18 protein-coding genes are annotated in these 18,044 nt (G+C 64.7%); 4 read left to right on the top strand and 14 right to left on the bottom strand.

What is annotated here, in order from left to right; translation table 11 throughout:
* Window positions 1–29: 29 nt before the first annotated feature.
* Together NCR35_RS02575 and NCR35_RS02570 are read right to left on the bottom strand one after the other, a co-directional pair.
* On the bottom strand, window positions 30–413 hold the full coding sequence (locus tag NCR35_RS02575) for a nuclear transport factor 2 family protein (RefSeq protein ID WP_244847782.1): 384 nt from the start codon (window positions 411–413) through the stop codon (window positions 30–32).
* Window positions 414–458: 45 nt separating this feature from the next.
* On the bottom strand, window positions 459–1,025 hold the full coding sequence (locus tag NCR35_RS02570; protein WP_250532897.1) for an acyloxyacyl hydrolase: 567 nt from the start codon (window positions 1,023–1,025) through the stop codon (window positions 459–461).
* A gap of 354 nt (window positions 1,026–1,379) precedes the next feature.
* Here NCR35_RS02570 and rpoH point away from each other — a divergent pair, with 354 nt between their 5' ends.
* Complete coding sequence (rpoH, locus tag NCR35_RS02565; RefSeq protein WP_244848814.1) at window positions 1,380–2,315, top strand: RNA polymerase sigma factor RpoH; 936 nt, start codon at window positions 1,380–1,382, stop codon at window positions 2,313–2,315.
* 138 nt (window positions 2,316–2,453) lie between these two features.
* On the opposite strand, the gene nagE is transcribed toward rpoH, so the two are convergent.
* The 5 genes from nagE to NCR35_RS02540 form a co-directional block, all read right to left on the bottom strand.
* On the bottom strand, window positions 2,454–4,235 hold the full coding sequence (gene nagE, locus NCR35_RS02560) for an N-acetylglucosamine-specific PTS transporter subunit IIBC (RefSeq protein WP_250532896.1): 1,782 nt from the start codon (window positions 4,233–4,235) through the stop codon (window positions 2,454–2,456).
* 72 nt (window positions 4,236–4,307) lie between these two features.
* Entirely contained in the window at window positions 4,308–6,896 is a 2,589-nt protein-coding gene (ptsP, locus tag NCR35_RS02555; RefSeq protein ID WP_250532895.1) for a phosphoenolpyruvate--protein phosphotransferase, read from the bottom strand.
* 12 nt (window positions 6,897–6,908) lie between these two features.
* Window positions 6,909–7,916 (bottom strand): SIS domain-containing protein, encoded by a 1,008-nt coding sequence (locus NCR35_RS02550; RefSeq protein ID WP_244848812.1) that lies wholly within the window; start codon window positions 7,914–7,916, stop codon window positions 6,909–6,911.
* On the bottom strand, window positions 7,906–9,012 hold the full coding sequence (gene nagA / locus NCR35_RS02545; RefSeq protein WP_244847779.1) for an N-acetylglucosamine-6-phosphate deacetylase: 1,107 nt from the start codon (window positions 9,010–9,012) through the stop codon (window positions 7,906–7,908). Before nagA ends, NCR35_RS02550 begins: the two co-directional genes overlap by 11 nt.
* Before the next feature lie 183 nt (window positions 9,013–9,195).
* On the bottom strand, window positions 9,196–9,930 hold the full coding sequence (locus NCR35_RS02540) for a GntR family transcriptional regulator (RefSeq protein ID WP_250532894.1): 735 nt from the start codon (window positions 9,928–9,930) through the stop codon (window positions 9,196–9,198).
* 454 nt (window positions 9,931–10,384) lie between these two features.
* Between NCR35_RS02540 and NCR35_RS02535 the strand changes: the two genes are divergently transcribed.
* Window positions 10,385–11,191 (top strand): bifunctional helix-turn-helix transcriptional regulator/GNAT family N-acetyltransferase, encoded by an 807-nt coding sequence (locus NCR35_RS02535; RefSeq protein WP_250533001.1) that lies wholly within the window; start codon window positions 10,385–10,387, stop codon window positions 11,189–11,191.
* A 60-nt stretch (window positions 11,192–11,251) separates the two neighbouring features.
* Here NCR35_RS02535 and NCR35_RS02530 read toward each other — a convergent pair whose 3' ends face one another.
* Window positions 11,252–12,064, bottom strand: coding sequence for a MetQ/NlpA family ABC transporter substrate-binding protein (locus NCR35_RS02530; protein ID WP_250532893.1), 813 nt, complete (start codon window positions 12,062–12,064; stop codon window positions 11,252–11,254).
* 186 nt (window positions 12,065–12,250) lie between these two features.
* Here NCR35_RS02530 and NCR35_RS02525 point away from each other — a divergent pair, with 186 nt between their 5' ends.
* A complete protein-coding gene (locus tag NCR35_RS02525) occupies window positions 12,251–12,547 on the top strand; it encodes a YciI family protein (protein WP_250532892.1) in 297 nt (98 codons plus the stop codon).
* 39 nt (window positions 12,548–12,586) lie between these two features.
* Here NCR35_RS02525 and NCR35_RS02520 read toward each other — a convergent pair whose 3' ends face one another.
* From NCR35_RS02520 to NCR35_RS02500, 5 genes are read right to left on the bottom strand one after another with little or no spacing between them, the layout of a single operon-like run.
* Window positions 12,587–13,177, bottom strand: a complete 591-nt coding sequence (locus NCR35_RS02520; protein WP_250532891.1) for an SCO family protein — start codon at window positions 13,175–13,177, stop codon at window positions 12,587–12,589.
* Window positions 13,174–14,079 (bottom strand): heme o synthase, encoded by a 906-nt coding sequence (gene cyoE, locus NCR35_RS02515; protein WP_250532890.1) that lies wholly within the window; start codon window positions 14,077–14,079, stop codon window positions 13,174–13,176. Before cyoE ends, NCR35_RS02520 begins: the two co-directional genes overlap by 4 nt.
* Window positions 14,080–14,091: 12 nt before the next feature.
* Window positions 14,092–15,204, bottom strand: coding sequence for a COX15/CtaA family protein (locus tag NCR35_RS02510; protein WP_250532889.1), 1,113 nt, complete (start codon window positions 15,202–15,204; stop codon window positions 14,092–14,094).
* A 21-nt stretch (window positions 15,205–15,225) separates the two neighbouring features.
* Window positions 15,226–15,864: an SCO family protein gene (locus tag NCR35_RS02505; protein ID WP_250532888.1), complete on the bottom strand. Its 639-nt coding sequence runs from the start codon at window positions 15,862–15,864 to the stop codon at window positions 15,226–15,228.
* A 22-nt stretch (window positions 15,865–15,886) separates the two neighbouring features.
* On the bottom strand, window positions 15,887–16,636 hold the full coding sequence (locus NCR35_RS02500) for an SURF1 family protein (RefSeq protein WP_250532887.1): 750 nt from the start codon (window positions 16,634–16,636) through the stop codon (window positions 15,887–15,889).
* Window positions 16,637–16,766: 130 nt separating this feature from the next.
* Between NCR35_RS02500 and NCR35_RS02495 the strand changes: the two genes are divergently transcribed.
* The gene (locus tag NCR35_RS02495) at window positions 16,767–16,976 is read left to right on the top strand and encodes a twin transmembrane helix small protein (RefSeq protein WP_035961831.1); all 210 of its coding nucleotides are present in this window, start codon (window positions 16,767–16,769) and stop codon (window positions 16,974–16,976) included.
* Window positions 16,977–17,114: 138 nt separating this feature from the next.
* On the opposite strand, the gene NCR35_RS02490 is transcribed toward NCR35_RS02495, so the two are convergent.
* The gene (locus NCR35_RS02490; RefSeq protein ID WP_250532886.1) at window positions 17,115–17,972 is read right to left on the bottom strand and encodes a cytochrome c oxidase subunit 3; all 858 of its coding nucleotides are present in this window, start codon (window positions 17,970–17,972) and stop codon (window positions 17,115–17,117) included.
* Window positions 17,973–18,044 lie beyond the last annotated feature (72 nt).

Here is an 18,044-nt window from a genome sequence, read left to right as displayed (position 1 = left end):
GGGCGTCCGAGGGCGCGGCCGGCGGCGCGCTATTCCAGCGCCACGCGCGTCGCCTGAAGCGCGAGCAGTTGCCACTGGCCGCCGGTTTGCACGTGAATCGCCGTATAGGCGATGGGAAAAAGCAGCGCGCCGTTCTTCGCTTCCATTTCGACGAGCGCGCGGCCCGACACCAGGCAAGTCTCGGGACCGGCCAAGACGACGTCCTGCGTCTGGATCTCGATCTGGCGATAGCGGCGGCGCCCGGCCGTGATCGCGTCGATGAACTGACGCTTCGTCTCGCGCTTGCCGTTGGTGTGGACATAGCTGACGTTCTCGGCCAGCAGTGCTTCGAGCGCGGCGCCGTCGCCCTCGACCATCGCCCGAAAGCGGTCGCGCTCCAGGCCGCGGATGGCCTCAAAGGTTTTTGCCGGCATCTGTCCGTTCCCCTTGCGCCGGGGAACCGATGCGCCGGCGCCCCGTCAGAAGTTGTATTGCAGATATAGCTGGCTGAAATTTATACCAGGATTCGGCTCTTTGATACTCGCGTTCGAGAGATGCTGGAAGCGAAAGCCGGCCTGATAGTTCTGCTTCTCGCCGAAGATCGCGCCCACGCCGACCATATCGGCGAACTGGAAGCCGGTGGAGAGCGTGTAGTCTTCCGTGATCCGGGCGTGCGAGATCAGCCGGACGCCGATGCCCGCCTCCACGAACGGCCGGATGTAGCCCGAGCTTTTCACGAAACGCAGAACCGGTGTCACGCCGAACTCCCAGACGTTCGGATTAACCGAGTTGCTTTCCTTCGTGTGCCAGTACGCGACGTGTCCCTCGCCGAGCAGCGTGAAATGAAAACCGCCGATTTCCCACCACGTCAGGTTCGGGTCCCAGACAATGCCGACATCGGCTTTCTTGAAATCATGGTTGGCGACGCCGCCCGCTATCTGTAGCCCGAACCGGTCGGCATGCGCTGCCGCCGATGCAAGGCCGAGCGAGACCGCGATGGCGCCGTGAGACAACAACCTGCGCCAGAGAACCTTGTTTTTCTGCATGAGCGCCCCATGTATGGGTAGTGTTACGTCCCGCCGAGCGGTGGTCGGCGCATTGTATTTCGGCTGTCACATATTTGCACAATCCAGCGTATCTTGCCGCTTTGATTGAATAATCCGTTGCGCTGACGCTCCTGCACGGTAATTAGTTCGATCTAACGCTTTGCTTTCGGTAACTTCAGCTCAATCGCTGAGGCCGGGCGCCTATCAAACCCACAAAGTCGATAGTTTTGTGGGAACTCCCACACGTCGTTTCCCTCTAACACTTAGCACTCAGTTGGACGGAGTGCTAATATCGTGACTGGCCTGCTGCCGCCGTTGCGGCCGCAGGCAATTGTTGACAAGGAGCTTATGAGCGTGACCAATGCGATGACCCTTCCGAATGTTGTAGGCTCGGCACCTGCCAAGGCATCTTCGGCAGGCGCGCTGACGTACGCACAGTCGTCGATGCTGACCGGTCAGATCGGCAACATCGATTCCTACATACAAGCAGTGAACCGTATTCCGATGCTGTCGCCGGCAGAGGAACGTCAGTACGCCACCGAATTTCGCGAGCACGGCAACCTGAACGCCGCGCGGCAGCTCGTGCTGTCGCACCTGCGTCTCGTCGTGTCGATTGCCCGCAACTATCTGGGCTACGGCCTGCCGCACGCAGACCTGATTCAGGAAGGCAACATCGGTCTGATGAAGGCGGTGAAGCGCTTCGATCCGGAGCAAAACGTGCGCCTCGTGTCGTACGCCATGCACTGGATCAAGGCGGAGATCCACGAGTACATCCTGCGTAACTGGCGCATGGTGAAAGTCGCGACGACCAAGGCGCAGCGCAAGCTGTTCTTCAACCTGCGCAGCCATAAGACCGGCCACGCAGCGTTCACGCCGGACGAGATCAACGGCCTCGCAAGCGAGTTGAACGTCAAGCGCGAAGAGGTCGCGGAGATGGAAACGCGCCTTTCGGGCGGCGACGTCGCGCTGGAAGGTCAGGTGGAAGACGGCGAAGAAGCCTTCGCGCCGATCGCCTATCTCGCGGACTCGCACAACGAGCCGACGAACGTGATCGCCGCGCGCCAGTTCGACAAGCTGCAAAGCGACGGCCTTTCGACGGCGCTGGAATCGCTCGACGAGCGCAGCCGCCGCATCATCAAGGCGCGCTGGCTCGACGTGCAGGACGACGGATCGGGCGGCAAGACGCTGCACGAACTGGCCGACGAGTTCGGCGTGTCGGCGGAGCGCATTCGCCAGATCGAGGCGAGCGCCATGAAGAAGATGCGCACCGCGCTGCACGACTACGCGTAACGCCGCGGCAGAACGGAAGCCAAGCGTGTCCGAACCCCGCTGTCGAAAGACAGCGGGGTTTTTGTTTGCGTGCGCAGTGCGTTTGAAAACAAGAACGGCGCCCGAAGGCGCCGTTTCTACGACTAACCGCTTACCGCATCAGGCCGGCATGGGCGCTGCGCCGCCACCGTTGCCCGCGAGACGCGCGGCCATCTGCGCCGCGTACCGCTGCGCTGCCGAGCCGACGACAATATGGAACGTGTCCGCCGACACCCACGCGACATCCAGCTGCGACAGACGCTGACGATCCACCGACGACGGATCGCGCACGACCACGCGAAGGCGCGTTTGCGCCACGGCATCCAGCGAAACGACGTTGGTCGCGCCGCCGAACACCGCGAGCCAGCGCAGCGGGTCCGGATCGAGCGGACCCGCCGTCTGATCGGCCACGCCTGCCGTCGAAACTGCGGACTGCGCGGGAGCCGACGAAGCCGGCGTCGCGCCGCGCGTCGACGAGTGTTCGAGTTCGCCGCGAATCTCATCGGCGATCAGGTCCGCTTCCGGTCCGATGATGACCTGCACGTTCGTCTTGCCGCGCTTCAGCACGCCACGCGCGCCGATGGTCTTCAACTGCGGTTCCGACACAGCGTCCGTATCCACTACCGACAGACGCAGGCGCGTCGTGCAGGCATCGACGAGCGTCAGGTTCGATGCGCCGCCCAGCGCCGCGATGTACTTCGTGGCGCGCGTGCTCGCTGCGGCCGGCGCGACGTCGCCCGGCACATAGCCGCCGACCGGCGTGGCATCGGTTTGCGCGTCCGTCGTGGCCGGCTCGCGGCCCGGCGTCGCCATGTTGAACTTGCGGATGAAGAAGCGGAACAGGCCGTAATACACGATGCCGTACACGAGGCCGATCGGAATCGCGAGCCAGCCGCGCTGCGACAGGCCGTAGTTCAGCACGTAGTCGATCGCGCCCGCCGAGAACGTGAAGCCGAGGTGGATGCCGAGCGCCGAGCAAATGGCGAGCGACAGGCCCGTCAGCACCGCGTGGATGCCGTAGAGCACCGGCGCGAGGAACATGAAGCTGTATTCGATCGGCTCGGTCACGCCCGTCAGGAACGCGGTCAGCGCCATCGAGAACAGCAGGCCGCCGACGACCGCGCGGCGCTCCTTCGGTGCTTCGTGAAACATCGCGAGACACGCCGCCGGCAAGCCGAACATCATGATCGGGAAGAAGCCGGTCATGAAGCCGCCCGCCGTTTGGTCGCCCGCGAAGAAGCGATGCAGGTCGCCGTGCACCACCGCGCCGCCGCCGGGCGGCGTGAACGACCCGAACACGAACCACGCGAGCGAGTTGATGATGTGATGCAGACCCGTCGCGAGCAGAATGCGGTTCAGCACGCCGAACACGAACGTGCCGAGCGCGCCGGCCGTCGTCAGCCAGTTGCCGGCCGTGTCGATGCCGGACTGCACCGGCTGCCAGACGAAGCCCAGCACGATGCCGATGAACAGACACGTGACGCCTGTCACGATCGGCACGAACCGCTTGCCGCCGAAGAACGCCAGATATTCGGGCAGCTTGATGTCCTTGAAGCGGTTGTACATGTACCCCGCGAGCATACCCGCGATGATCCCCGACAGCACGCCCATGTTGAGCTTGTCGTTGATGTCCTTCATCACGGCCGTTTCGATCAGATAGCCGATCGCGCCGGCGAGACCCGCCGTGCCGTTGTTGTCCTTCGCGAAGCCCACCGCCACGCCGATTGCAAACAGAAGCGGCAGATTCGAGAAGATGGCGTCGCCCGCGTCGGCGATCATCTTGATGTTGAAGACATCGGGCTGGCCTAGACGCAAAAGCAGGCCGGCCACCGGTAAAACGGCAATCGGCAGCATCAGGGCGCGGCCTAGGCGCTGCATCTTTGCAAACGGGTTAGCGTCCATCGGGGGTTCTCCAAAAGATATAGGTCTTGTCGTTGCTGCTCGGGTTGTGGCTAGGAAAGAAGCATCAAGCGTTTAGTCCTGCGGCCAGATTTCGCGGCTGGCCGCTCTTACTGCCTGCGCCGATTCGAGCGCGAGCACGTCTTCCGCGCGCTGACGGCAAAGCTGGTAATCGAGATCGCGCACGCGGGCCTTGATGCCCGGCACCGCGGACGGATCGACCGACAGTTCCGTCACGCCCAGGCCCACGAGCAGCGGCACCGCGAGCGGATCGCCGCCGAGCGCGCCGCACACGCCGATCCATTTGCCGTGCTTTTCCGCGCCCTGCACCGTCGTCCTGATGAGCCGCAGCACGGCCGGATGCAGACCGTCGGACTGCGCGGCGAGATCGGGCTGGCAGCGGTCCATCGCGAGCGTGTATTGCGTGAGGTCGTTCGTGCCGATCGAGAAGAAATCCGCGTATTTCGCGAGTTGATCGGCCAGCATCGCCGCCGAGGGCACCTCGATCATCACGCCCACTTCCACCGGCTCCGTGCGCCCGGCTTCGCGCGCCAGTTCGTCGATGCGCGCACGCAGGCGCTGCAGTTCGCCGGCATCGGTGACCATCGGCAGGAGAATGCGCACCGCGCCCGCCGGCTTGACGGCGAGTAGGCCGCGCAACTGGTCGTCGAGCAGATCGGGGCGCACTTGCGCGAGCCGGATGCCGCGCAAGCCGAGCGCCGGATTCTCTTCGGGCGGCAGCGTCAGATAGTCCACTTCCTTGTCGGCGCCGACATCCAGCGTGCGGATGATCGCGCTGCGGCCGGCCAATGCATCGACGATTTCCTGATAGCTCGACGCGTGTTCCGCGACCGTCGGCGCAGCCTGGCGATGGATGAACAGCAGTTCGGTGCGCAACAGGCCCACAGCGTCCGCGCCGTTTTCGACGGCGGCCTTGGCGTCGTCGAGCGTGGCGATGTTCGCCGCGATTTCGACATGACGGCCGTCGCGCGTCGCTGCCGCTTGCTGCGACATCTTGCGGTTGGCCTCGCGCACGCCCGCAAGACGCTCGCGCTCGTGCCGCGCCCGTTCGACGTCCAGCGCGCTCGGCGCGTATTCGAGGCGGCCCGCCGACGCATCCACGACCACTTGCGCGTCTTCGGAGATCCCGTGCAGCGCATCGCCGATGGCGACCAGCGCCGGTATGCCGATCTGCCGCGCGATGATCGCCGCGTGCGAGGTCGCGCCGCCGCGCGACATCACGAGCGCCGTGACGCGCGTGCGGTCGATCGACGCCAGATCCGACGGCGTGAATTCGACAGCCGCGAGCACGGCCTCGTCCGGCAGCGCGCGCGCCGCCGTATTCGTGAGACCGAGCGCCCGCAGCACGCGCTTTTCGATGTCGCGCAGGTCGGCGGCGCGCTCAGCGAGCAGCGCGTCGTTCACGTTATTCAGCAGCGCGATCTGCGCGCGGATCGCCTCGCGCCACGCGAAGCCCGCGCTCTTGCCGAGGCTGATCAGATCGCGGGCGGCATCGACGAGCGTCGGGTCTTCCAACAGCACGCGATGCACCGCGAAAATGCCCGCTTCGCCGACCGCGCCGCGCTGCGACGCGGTGCGCACGGTGACTTCGAGGTCGGCATCGACCTGCGCGATGGCCTTATCCAGCGCGCGGCTCTCCGCCGCCGACGGACCGCTCGCCTGCTCGGGCGGCACGATTTCCTGATCGTCCCAGCGCACCAGCTTGCCGACCGCGATGCCCGGCGCCGCGCACACGCCCGCAAGCGTATTCGGCGGCAGCGGCTCGGCGGACCCGCGAACCGCCGCGACCGGCGCGGGCGACTTTTCACGCGCGGGCGTCTCTTCGACTTCGCCTTGCGCCGCGCGCAGCAGTTCGGTGGCGACTGCATCCACCGCTTCCTGCGCCTGCGCGCCCATGCCGACGAGTTCGATGGTCGCGCCCTCGCCCGCGCCCAGCCCGAGCAGGCCGACCACGCTTTCGACCGGCGCCTTGCGGCCTTCGAAGCGCACTTCGACCTTTGCGTCCAGACCGCGTGCCGCTTCACGCGCCCGCGCCGCCGGCCGCGCGTGCAAGCCGCCCGCGTGGGCCAGCGTGACGGTGCGCCGGGCTTCCGTCATCACGTTGGACGACGAACGCGCCACGTGCGCCGCCGCGCCGTCCTTCGCGCGCAGCACGAGCATGCGCGCGCCCGCCTTCAGCACGCCACGGCCGGCGCGCTCTGCGACTTCGAACGCGTCGCCGTTGGCGATTGCGATCACCGAGACGAGACTCGGCGCGTGCTGCGCGACGAAATCGGCGTTGAACTCGATGAGCGGCTGACCGGCGCGCACGGACGCGCCTTGCTCAACCATCGGCGCGAAGCCCTCGCCGCCCAGCTCGACCGTGTCGATGCCGATATGCACGAGAATCTCCGCGCCCGCTGCCGTGCGCAGCGTGACGGCGTGATGCGTGCGCGCGAGATGCGTCACCGTGCCGTCGCACGGCGCGAGAAGCACGTTATCGAGCGGATCGATGCCGATGCCGTCGCCGAACATCCCCTCGGCGAACACGGGGTCGGGCACGTCGGCGAGCGGCACGACGGGACCGGTAAACGGAGCGAGCAGAACGATATCGCTCGGGTTATCGGTGGAATGGTTCAACACGGACTCCTCGGCACGGCGCATCGTCTATCTCACTCAATGGGTTTCAGTGACCTTGTTCAGGTGGCGCGGCGCGTCGGGGTTGCGCCCGCGCGCGGCGGCAAGACCCGCGGCCATCACGTAGAACGAAAGGATCGCGGCGATCGGATCGAGCGCCGGGTGGTCGGTGGCGACGAGCGGCAACTCGGCGCCGGGCACGTCGTCGGGTGCTGCGAGCAGCACGCGTGCGCCCCGCGCGCGCATGTCCGCGGCCAACTGGATGAGACCCGCCTGCTCCGGCCCGCGCGGCGCGAACACGAGCAGCGGATAGTCGCGATCGATGATTTCCATCGGACCGTGACGCACTTCCGCGCTTGAAAACGCTTCGGCCTGAATGCCGGAGGTTTCCTTCAGCTTGAGCGCCGCTTCCTGCGCAATGGCGAGCCCGAGGCCGCGCCCGACGACGATCATGCGGTCGACGCCCTTCAGTTCATCCACGGCGCGCGTCCAGTCGAGCTTGCCCGCCGCGCGCAGCGCATCGGGCAGCGACTTCAGCGCGTTCAGCAGTTCGGCGTCGCGCTGAACGTGCGCGATCACGATGGCCGAGAGCGACAGCATCGCGATATAGCTCTTCGTCGCGGCAACCGAAAGCTCCGGTCCGGCTAAGAGCGGCAGATAGTATTCGCAGGCGTGCTCGAGCGGCGAGCCCGCGACGTTGACAGCCGCGACCGTGAACGCACCGGCTTCGCGCAGCGCCTGCATGGTGCCGACGAGATCCGGGCTCTTGCCCGACTGCGAGAACGCCACCGCAAGCTGGCCGGACACGCGCAGCGGCGCTTGCTGCAACGTGGCGACGGACATGGGCAGCGACGCGACCGGCACGCCGATGCGGCTCATCGTCAGGCTGGCGAAATAACTGGCGGCATGGTCCGAGCTGCCGCGAGCGACGGTCAACGCGACATGACGCGGCTGCTCCGCGAGCTTCACGGCGAGCGCCTCGATGCGCGAGGTATCGGCGAGTTGGGCCGCGACGACATCCGCGGACTCCAGCGCCTCAGTGAGCATGTTCGACAATCGATTCTCCTTCGACATAAGTGGCGGTCAGCGCGAAGTCCCGGTCGAGCACGACCATGTCGGCCCATGCGCCGCGCGCGATGCGGCCGCGGTCTTCGAGCCCGAGATAGTCGGCGGGATAGCGCGACAAGCGATTCGAAACGTCCGCGAGCGGAATGCCCAGCGAAACGAGATTGCGCAGCGCCTGATCCATGGTCAGCGTGCTGCCTGCGAGCGTGCCGTCCGCGAGACGCACGCCGCCCATGCACTTGGTGACGTGCTGGCTGCCGAGGCGGTATTCGCCGTCCGGCATGCCCGCCGCCGACGTGCTGTCGGTCACGACGTAGAGTCGCGGAATGGCGCGCATCGCGGCGCGGATCGCGCCGGGGTGAACGTGCAGCAGGTCCGGAATCAGTTCGGCGTACTCCGCATGCGCGAGCGCCGCGCCGACCATGCCGGGATCGCGATGATGCAGCGGCGACATCGCGTTGAAGAGATGCGTGAAGCCGCGCGCGCCGTGCTTCAGCGCATTCACTGCGTCGTCGTAGGTGCCGAGCGAATGACCGAGCTGCACGCGCACGCCGCGCGCCGCCATGTCGGCGATGATTTCGAGGTGACCCGAGATCTCCGGCGCGATGGTCACGACGCGAATGGGCGCGAGGTCGAGGTACTTGAGCACTTCGTCGCGCACGGCGACCGCGGCGGCGTCCGGCTGCGCGCCGAGCTTGCCCGGATTGATGTACGGCCCTTCGAGATGCACGCCGAGCACGCGCGCGCCGCTCGGCGCGCGGCGCTTCGCTTGTTCGCCGAGACCGGCGACGACCTGCATCAGTTCGTCGCGCGGCGCGGTCATCGTCGTGGCGAGCAGGCTCGTCGTGCCGTGTTGTGCGTGCTGGCGCGCGACGGTATCGGCCGCGTCGCCGCCTTCCATGATGTCGCGGCCGCCGCCGCCGTGCACGTGCAGGTCGATGAAGCCCGGCAGGATGTACGGCGCGTCATTCGACGTAGGATCGGCTATATGGCCTTCGAGCGCCGTCACGCGGCCGTTCTCGAAACGCACGGTGCCGTGAATCCAGCCGTCGTTCGTCAGTATGTTCCCTTTCAGCATGAAGTTCTCTGGAAGTACGCAATGCGTAGGAGGTTCAGGTGCGGTTCGCGCCGTGCTGCGAGCACGCTGGTCCGCGCGGATGCTTCGGTGCGCGGCCGGCGAACGGCTTCTTTTGGTCCTCTCGTTCTCTTTCTTGCTCTCTTCTTTCAATGCCTGATGACGCCGGCCGAGCTGCACCCGCGTTCATCGATGCAGCTCCGCGACGAAGTCGTAGTAGTCGTCGCGGCAATAGGTGTCCGTTAGTTCGATCGCCCGCCGTTGCGCCGAATAACCGATGCGCGTGATCACGAGCAGCGCGGCGCCGGGCGCCACGTCCATCAGCCGGGCGACTTCGGCGCCCGCGTTCACCGCGCGAAAATGCTGCAACGCGCGCACCACTGCCTGACCGCGCTCCTCCAGATACCGGTACAGCGACGCGCCGATCAGCAACGGGTCCGGCACCAGCCATGCCGGCAGCGTGGAATGCTCGACCGCCATCACGATGCCGTCCGCCCGCCGCAATCTCCCGAGACTCGCGACGACCGCGCCGGGCGACAAACCCAGATGCACGGTCTCGTCGCGATTCGCGGGCCTCAGTCCGCGGCCGAGCCACACCGAATCGGGCCGAAAGCCGCGCTGCTCCATCTTGCGCGTGAAGCCGGTTAATCTGGACAACGGATCTTCCACGCGTGGCGTAATGAAGTTACCCGCGCCGCGCACCCGCTTGATCAGCCCTTGCTCGACGAGCAACGCGATTGCCTTGCGCGCCGTGATACGCGATACGCCGACGCCCTCCGACAACGTGCGCTCCGAGGGCAGCGCCTCTCCCGCCGACCACGTGCCCGCGTGAATGGCTGAAGCCAGGCGCGACGCAAGCTGGAGATAAAGCGGCGTATCGCTGCGTTCATCCGGAGTGAGATCCTTCCAACTTCCTCTCATGAAAGAGCCTCACGCGGCTTTAAGTGGAGCCCATTATATAACCAACATAATACCAGTCAACGCGTGTCGAACGGCTTGTGACGGAAGTCAAATGCCGTCTCTAATCAATAACTTACAACTTGTTTAGACGGTGGTTTCGCAACAGGGCCGCTATCGGGACTTACCCGGATACCGAGGTCAATGGAACCAGTCGCCGTCCACTGCCGAACGGGTCCATAAATTCGGGCATTTTCGTATTCGCACGAGCGTGCTTTCTTTGGCACAATGCGTCCATTAGTTCGGAATCGCAACTAATTCAAATAGAAACACAAATTTTTGAGAGAGCAAACGCACAATGGGATGTTTTGATCGGAGTCGGGCTGTCGAGGCCGTGCGGCGCTTCAACCGGTTTTACGCGCGTCACGCAGGCGCTTTTCACGAGCGGCTACATAAGAGTCATTTTTCGTTGACGGAAGTGCGCATTCTTCACGAGCTTGCGCACGAACGGGCGCACACGGCAGCGGATCTTGCGCGCAACCTCGGGCTGGATACCGGATATCTCAGCCGTCTCATCACCAACTTCCAGAAGCTGGGTCTCGTTGTGCGCCGGAAGAACGAAGCCGACGCCCGCGCGCATCTTCTGACCATGACGCCCGAAGCGAAAGCCAAGGTGGACGAACTCGATCTGCACGTCTCCTCGGAAACGGCGTCGCTGTTGAATTCGCTCGCGCCGGGGGAGATCGAACAGTTGTCGCTGGCGATGGCGGACATCGAGCGACTCTTGTCGCCGGCTTCGCACGCAGCGCCCACGCGCTTGCGCAGCCCCCGCTGCGGCGACTTCGGCTGGATGATCGAACGTCACGCGCACCTCGACGTTTCCGACCGCGCGAGTCTCGCCTACGAGGCTCACGCGGCAAAGGTCGTGTCGCGCTTTCTCGGCGCCATGCAGACGAACACGCCGCGCATCGCGTGCTGGGTCGCGGAACAGGAAGGCGACGCGCGCGTCGGCGCCGCGTTGCTGACCGCCGCTTCGGACGGCCAGGCGTGCATCGAGTTGTTGTTCGTGGAACCGGGCGCGCGCCGTCGGGGGCTCGGCGAACAACTGGTCGCCGCGTGTACGAACTTCGCTCAGGGCGCGGGCTACGAAAGCGTCGTGTGCCGGCTCGATCAAGCGCGCGAAGATCTGTGCGGGCTTTTCATGCGCACCGGATTCAAGGCGCAGCAGGGCGTGGACGCAAGCCTCGTCTGGGAGCGCGAGTTGCGGCGCATTTACGCCGACTAAACCTCGCAAATGAAAACGGCGTCCAAGAGACGCCGTCTTCGCACTTCAGTTTGCCGTCGCTCAGAACGAAGGCACGACCGAGCCTTTGAACTCGCTCTTCAGGAACTGGCGCACGTCGTCGGACTGATACGCGGCAACCAGCTTCTTCACCCACGGCTGATCCTTGTCCTTCGTGCGCACCGCGATCAGGTTCGCGTACGGGCTATGCACGTCTTCCAGCGCGATCGCATCTTTCGTCGGCTGCAGGCCCGCAGCCAGCGCGAAGTTCGTGTTGATGGCGGCGGCGTCGACATCGGCGAGCGTGCGCGGCAATTGCGCGGCATCGAGTTCGACGAGCTTGATCTTCTTCGGATTCTCCGCGATGTCTAGTGCCGTCGCGTTGTTGCCGTTCGCGCCCGCGCCCGCCTTCAGCTTGATGACGCCTTGCGTTTGCAGAAGCAACAGCGCGCGATTCTCGTTCGACGGGTCGTTCGGCACCGCGACCTTCGCGCCTTGCGGCAAGTCCTTCAGCGACTTCAGCTTCTTCGAGTACACGCCGAGCGGCGAGATGTACGTGAGTCCCGCGCTCGCGATCTTGTAGCCGCGCTGCTTGATCTGGCTGTCCAGATACGGCTGATGCTGGAAGCTGTTCGCATCGAGATCGCCGGCGTCGAGCGCGGCGTTCGGCTGCACGTAGTCGTTGAACTCGACCACCTTCACGTTGAGGCCCTCGCGCTTCGCGACCTTCTGCACGACTTGCCAAATTTGAGCGTCAGGGCCGCTGATGGTGCCGACCTTGATGACCTTGTCGTCGGCGTGTGCCGAAAAGCTGGTAACGAACGCGGCCGACGCCACGACGGCCGCCAGGGCTTTGAGCATATTTCTGCGCTGCATGGTCTTCCTGTTTCAAAAGCAAGTGACTGCGGGATAACTCGGTGCCGGCTCCGGCGCGAGCGTCGGGCCGGCGTGCCGAATGTTCGCACAGCGTTGGTGCGAGCGGAAATACAGTTTGCTCATGTGAATATCCGGCGCGCTGTCCGCTTAGAATCGGGCCTGGGACCCACTCGGACGGCGATGAACATGTACGTGATCAACCTGCGATACACCGGCGCGCTCGCCGAAATCGACGATGCGCTCGAAGAACACCGTCTGTTTCTCGAACGCTACTTCGCGGCGGGCGTATTCGTGATGGCGGGGCCGAAGGTTCCGCGCGACGGCGGCGTGATCATCGCGTCGGGCATCGACCGGGCGTGGCTCGACGAGATCATCGCGGAAGATCCGTTCGCCCGGCAGCAACTCGCGCATTACGAGATCATGGAATTCAAGGCGACGCGTCTGGCGCCGGGATGGAGACTGCCGCAGCCGTCGAAGCCGTAGCGCAAAAGCGGCACGCAGGCCGCTTTCTAAACCCGCCGATCAGTCGATCAGCAACTTCAGATCGTGGACCCACGGTTCGACGCCTTGTCCGTCGCGGGCGAAAAGCCGCAGCTTGCCGTCCTTGTCGAACACGTAACTCGCGGCGGTGTGATCCATCGTGTAGTCGCCGGGCGTCTTGCCTGCGGCCCTCGCGTAGTAGACGCGGAAGTCCTTCGCGACTTTCTGCAACTCAGCGTCATTGGCCGGCCGCAAACCGATGTAGCTCGGATTGAACGCGGTCACGTACTGGCCGAGCAGGTTCGGCGTATCGCGCGCGGGATCGACGGTGACCATCAGCACTTGCACGTCCTTCGCCTTGTCGCCGAGCTGCTGCATGGCTTGCGACAGCTCCGCGAGCGTCGTCGGGCAGACGTCCGGGCAATGCGTGTAGCCGAAGAACAGCACGACCGCCTTGCCTTTGAAGTCAGCGAGCGTGCGCGTCTTTCCGGTCGTATCGGGCAACGAAAAGTCGCTGCCGAATTGCTTGTTGCCGGTAATGTCGAGGTTCTTGAAGTCGGGCGCCTTATCGCACGCGCACAGCGCCACCGCGCAGACCAACAGCGCCAACAGCCGACAAACGATCTGCCTCATGCGCCGATCACCGTGCGAACGTAGTGGTCGACGAGCAGCGCGCCGAAGAGCAGCGACAAATACACGATGGAATAGCGGAAAGTCTTGCGCGCGAGGGCGTCCGAGTAATCGCGGTATAGCTTCCACGTGTAGCCCAAGAACAGCGCGCCGAGTCCGACCGCGCTCGCCAGATACACCACGCCGCTCATGCCGGAGATGAACGGCATCAGCGTGACCGCGAATAGCACGATGGTGTACAGAAAAATGTTCAGCAGCGTGTACTTTTCGCCATGCGTGACGGGCAGCATCGGCAGGCCGGCGTTCTCGTAGTCTTTGCGGCGATAAAGCGCAAGCGCCCAGAAATGCGGCGGCGTCCAGACAAAAATGATGAGCACGAGAATCCACGCGTCGCCGGGCACCGCGCCCGTGACCGCCGCCCAGCCGAGCGCGGGCGGCATCGCGCCCGAAGCGCCGCCGATCACGATGTTCTGCGGCGTGTATGGCTTGAGCAGGAGCGTGTAGATGACCGCGTAGCCGACGAAAGTCGCGAGCGTGAGCCACATCGTCAGCGGGTTGGTGAAGCGGTAGAGCGTCCACATGCCGATGCCGCCGAGCACGGCCGAGAACGTCAGAATCTGCGCGCTCGTGATTTGCCCACGCGCGGACGGCCGCCATGCGGTGCGGCGCATCTTCGCATCCACTTTCTGCTCGACGAGGCAATTGATGGCGAACGCCGCGCCCGCCAGCAGCCAGATGCCGATGGCGCCGCCGAGCAGCTTGGTCCACGGAACCATGCCGGGCGTCGACAGAAACATGCCGATGACGGCGCAGAAGACGGCGAGCTGCGTGACGCGCGGCTTCGTCAGCGCAATGTATTGCGAGACGCGGCTGCCGAGAGGGGAATTGAGTGTCGTGCTATCCATGGGAAGGCGCCATCACGCTGAAACGACGTCGCGTGCGGGGAGCGCGGCGCGGCCGGGACGGCTGGAAGAGATTCGAAAGTTTAGCATGACGAGCAGGAGCAGCAGGATCGCGGCCCCGCCGTTATGGGCGACGGCGATCGGCAGCGGCCATTGCAGCACGATGTTCGACATGCCGGTCAGAAACTGAATGACGATGACCGCCAGCACGCCGTTCGCCGGCTTGCGCAGCGATTCGAAGCGGCGCAATCTCGCGGCCAGCCACAGCAGATACAGCACGACGACCACCGCGAACGTGCGATGCGTCCAGTGGATCGCGACGAGCGCGTCCTGCGAGATCACGTCGCCGTCGCCCGTCATGCCGAGTGCGCGCCACAGGTGAAAGCCGTGTTCGAAGTTCATCGGCGGAATCCATTGGCCGTTGCAAAGCGGGAAGTCCGTGCAGGCCAGTACAGCATAGTTCGTGCTCACCCAGCCGCCGAGCGCGATTTGCACCACGAGCAACGCGAGCCCGAACAGCGCGGCGGGCATCCAGCGCGCGGCGGCGGGATCGAGCGACGGAATCGGCGTCTGGCGCGCCGCGAGCCAGCCGAGCGCGCCGAGCAGCGCGAGTCCGAGCAGCAAATGCGTCGTGACGATGACCGGTTGCAGCTTCAACGTGACGGTCCACGCGCCGAACGCGCCTTGCAGGCAGATCAGCAGCAGGATGCCGGTGGGCCACCACGGCGACACGTGCAGCGGACGACGCTTGATGCGCGCCGTCCACGCGATGATGACCTGCGCGATGATCAGCACGCCGATTGCCATCGCAAAGTAGCGGTGCAGCATCTCGATCCAAGCCTTGACCATGCTGACCGGGCCGGTGGGCATCGCCTGATACGCGGCGGCGATTTGCGCGTGCGCGATGAACGGCGACGACGTGCCGTAGCAGCCCGGCCAGTCCGGGCAGCCGAGGCCGGAATCGGTCAGGCGCGTGAAGCCGCCGAACATGATCAGATCGAGCGTCAGAAACGTGGTCAGCCAGACGAGCTTGCGGAACTTGTTGTCATCGGCTTTCACCCAGACGAAGGACAGCGGCAGCAGCGCAATGCACAAGCCGATCATCCCCAATTGCAATACATAACTCATGTTTCACCTTCAACCCGCGTTTTAGCCGATCCGCGACCACTTCAGCAGCTTCGCCAGATCCGCGTTGATCTTCTTGGGATCGGGATTCTTCGGGAAGCGCATCATCAGATTGCCGTTCGGGTCCACCAGATAGATGTGATCCGTGATGCTGCCGCCGTCGGCGACCGGCAGCCAGTCGGCGACCGCGCGCGGATCGGCGATCAGCATGCGCGTGTCCGGCTGCGGATACGCCGTCTTGATGACGTCGGCCACAGGCTTGTCATCCGTGCGCAGCCAGACGTTGACCACGCGGTCGCGTTCCGCCGATTGCAGAACGCGAACCTGCCGCATGTAGTAAAGGCGCGTGACGCATTGCTCGTCGCAAGCGCTGCCGTTGACGGTGATCATCAGCCACTTGCCTTCGAGTGACTTGAGCGGCATGGCCTGCCCTTTCTCGTCCGTCACGACGAGTTGCGCCGGAATGGGCCGTTGCGGTTCAATCAGCGCGCCGTAGCTCGACGTGCCGCCCGCCGGCTTGAACACGTAGTACATCAGATACGAAGCGATGACGGGCGCCGCGCAGACGAGCGCGAGCAGCACGAGCATCCAGCGCCCGCTGCTCCACGATCCTTTCGGGGGCGTGCGGGGCTTGTCGGCAGTCGTGGGACGTTGAGATGGCATCAAGAATTCGGTGAGAGTTGGGTCACGCGTGGTCGGCGGCTTCGTCGTCGCGGTCGTCTACGAGAGGCGTGTCGTCTTTCTTCGCGGCGCGGCGGGCGGCGTACAGCCCGAAGCCCACGGCGGCGGCGGCCATGCCCCACCACTGGAGCATGTAGCCGTAATTGCGCTCCACGCCCATCGTCGGCGCGGGCCAGTCGCGCACGAGCCGGTCGTGCGTGTCGTTCGTCTGCTGGATCACGAACGGCTGAAACGCGAGCCCGGTTTCGGCGGCATAGGCGGGAATGCTGAGATTCTGGCGAATCTGCTGATGCCCGGCCGATCCGCCCGTTCCCAGTTCGAACGCCTGCGACGGATTGGCGCGGGCAATGCCTTCGACCTCGACGGCGCCCTTCGGCGTCTCGTACGGCTCGATGCCCGTGCGATCAGCCAGATTGCGCGGCAGCCATCCGCGATTGACGAGCACGTAGCCGCCGCCCTCGAGTTTAAGCGGCATCACGACATAAAAGCCCGGCTGGTCGTTATACGGACGATTATCGAGATAGACGACGCGCTCCGGCATGAACTCGCCGCGCGCCTGCACCCGGTGGAATTCGACGGATTGCAGCGGCATCGGTTCGACGCCCACGCGCGTTGCCGGCGCATTCGCGAAGGCCGTGATGCGCGCGTTGAGCGCCTCCTTCTGATGCGCGCGGTCGCGCTGCCAGAATCCGAGGCGCACCGTCACCGCAACGACGATCAAGATGACCAGCGTGGGCCAGAAGCGGATCTTCATGACCGCAGCCGCCGCGCGAAGGCGTGCGCCGCCGCGCGGCGCGATCCGTCGAGTGAGATAATGAGATGACTCGTTTCCATACTGCTCGATGCGTTATCCGGGCAAGTTGAGCAACTTTGCCGGCTGGTTTATGCACATTATCGTCGCCATCGCTTTCATCCTCATTCTCGGCAGCCTCGGCTCGGCGCTGTACTTCATGATGACCGACCGCGGCAAGACCAAGCGGATGGTGTGGTCGCTCGCCATGCGCGTCGGGCTGTCCATTTCGCTGTTCCTCTTCATCCTGTTCGCGCACTGGATGGGCTGGATTCAGTCGACGGGCATTCCCCTCGGACGATAACCCGCCGCGAAGGTTCGCAAGAACGAGGCGTATTGTCGCGGCGACGTCGCAGCGACGTCGCGAAACAAAACAAAACGCCGCCCTCGAACGTCAGGGCGGCGTGCTTGCGCTGCGGGCCTGAAGCCCGCGAAGACGCAGTTACAGCCAGTAGACGACGACGTACAACCCGAGCCACACGACGTCCACGAAGTGCCAGTACCACGCGGCGCCTTCGAACGCGAAGTGATGCTCCGCCGTGAAGTGTCCGCGAATCAGCCGGACCATCACCACGGCGAGCATCGTGCCGCCCAGGAACACGTGAAAGCCGTGGAAGCCCGTGAGCAGGAAGAACGTCGAGCCGTACACGCCGGATGCGAGCGTCAGGTTCAGTTCGTTGTACGCGTGGAAGTATTCGTAGCCCTGGCAGAACAGGAAGATCACGCCGAGCAGCACGGTCGCGGCGAGCCAGCCGATCGCCTTCTTGCGATGATCTTCACGCAGCGCGTGGTGCGCGACCGTCAGCGTCGCGCCCGAGGAAAGCAGCAGCGCCGTGTTGATGGTCGGCAGAGGCCACGGCACCATCGCGCGGAAATGCGGGACCAGCGCGGCGGGACCGTTGTTCGGCCACACAGCCGCGAAGTCCGGCCATATCAGCTTGTAGTCGAGACTGCCGAGCTCGTGCAGCGCGATGGCGCGCGCATAGAAAAGCGCGCCGAAGAACGCGCCGAAGAACATGACTTCGGAGAAGATGAACCAGCTCATGCTCCAGCGGTACGACACATCCACGCGCTTGCCGTACATGCCGCCTTCGGATTCGGAGATCGCGTCGCCGAACCAGTGCCACAGCACGAACAGCAGAAACAGCAGGCCGAGGAACGTGCCGAACGGCGCCAAGGAATGCCCGTTGACCCACGCCGCCAGCGACGACAGCATTACCAGCAAGCCGCACGCAGCCATGATCGGATGCCGTGACGGATGCGGCACGAAATAGTACGGGCTCTCGTTTTGACCGCTCATCGTTGATTCTCCACTTCGATCCAGTTGCTTGAATTATTTTGCCGCAGCGCCGTTCGGCGCGAGCGCTTTTCG

This window comes from Caballeronia sp. AZ10_KS36 (genome assembly GCF_023631105.1).
In the GTDB taxonomy this organism is placed as follows: Bacteria; Pseudomonadota; Gammaproteobacteria; order Burkholderiales; family Burkholderiaceae; genus Caballeronia.
Note: the sequence above shows the minus strand (reverse complement) of the source record. Positions and strands in the feature narration are given on the sequence as shown.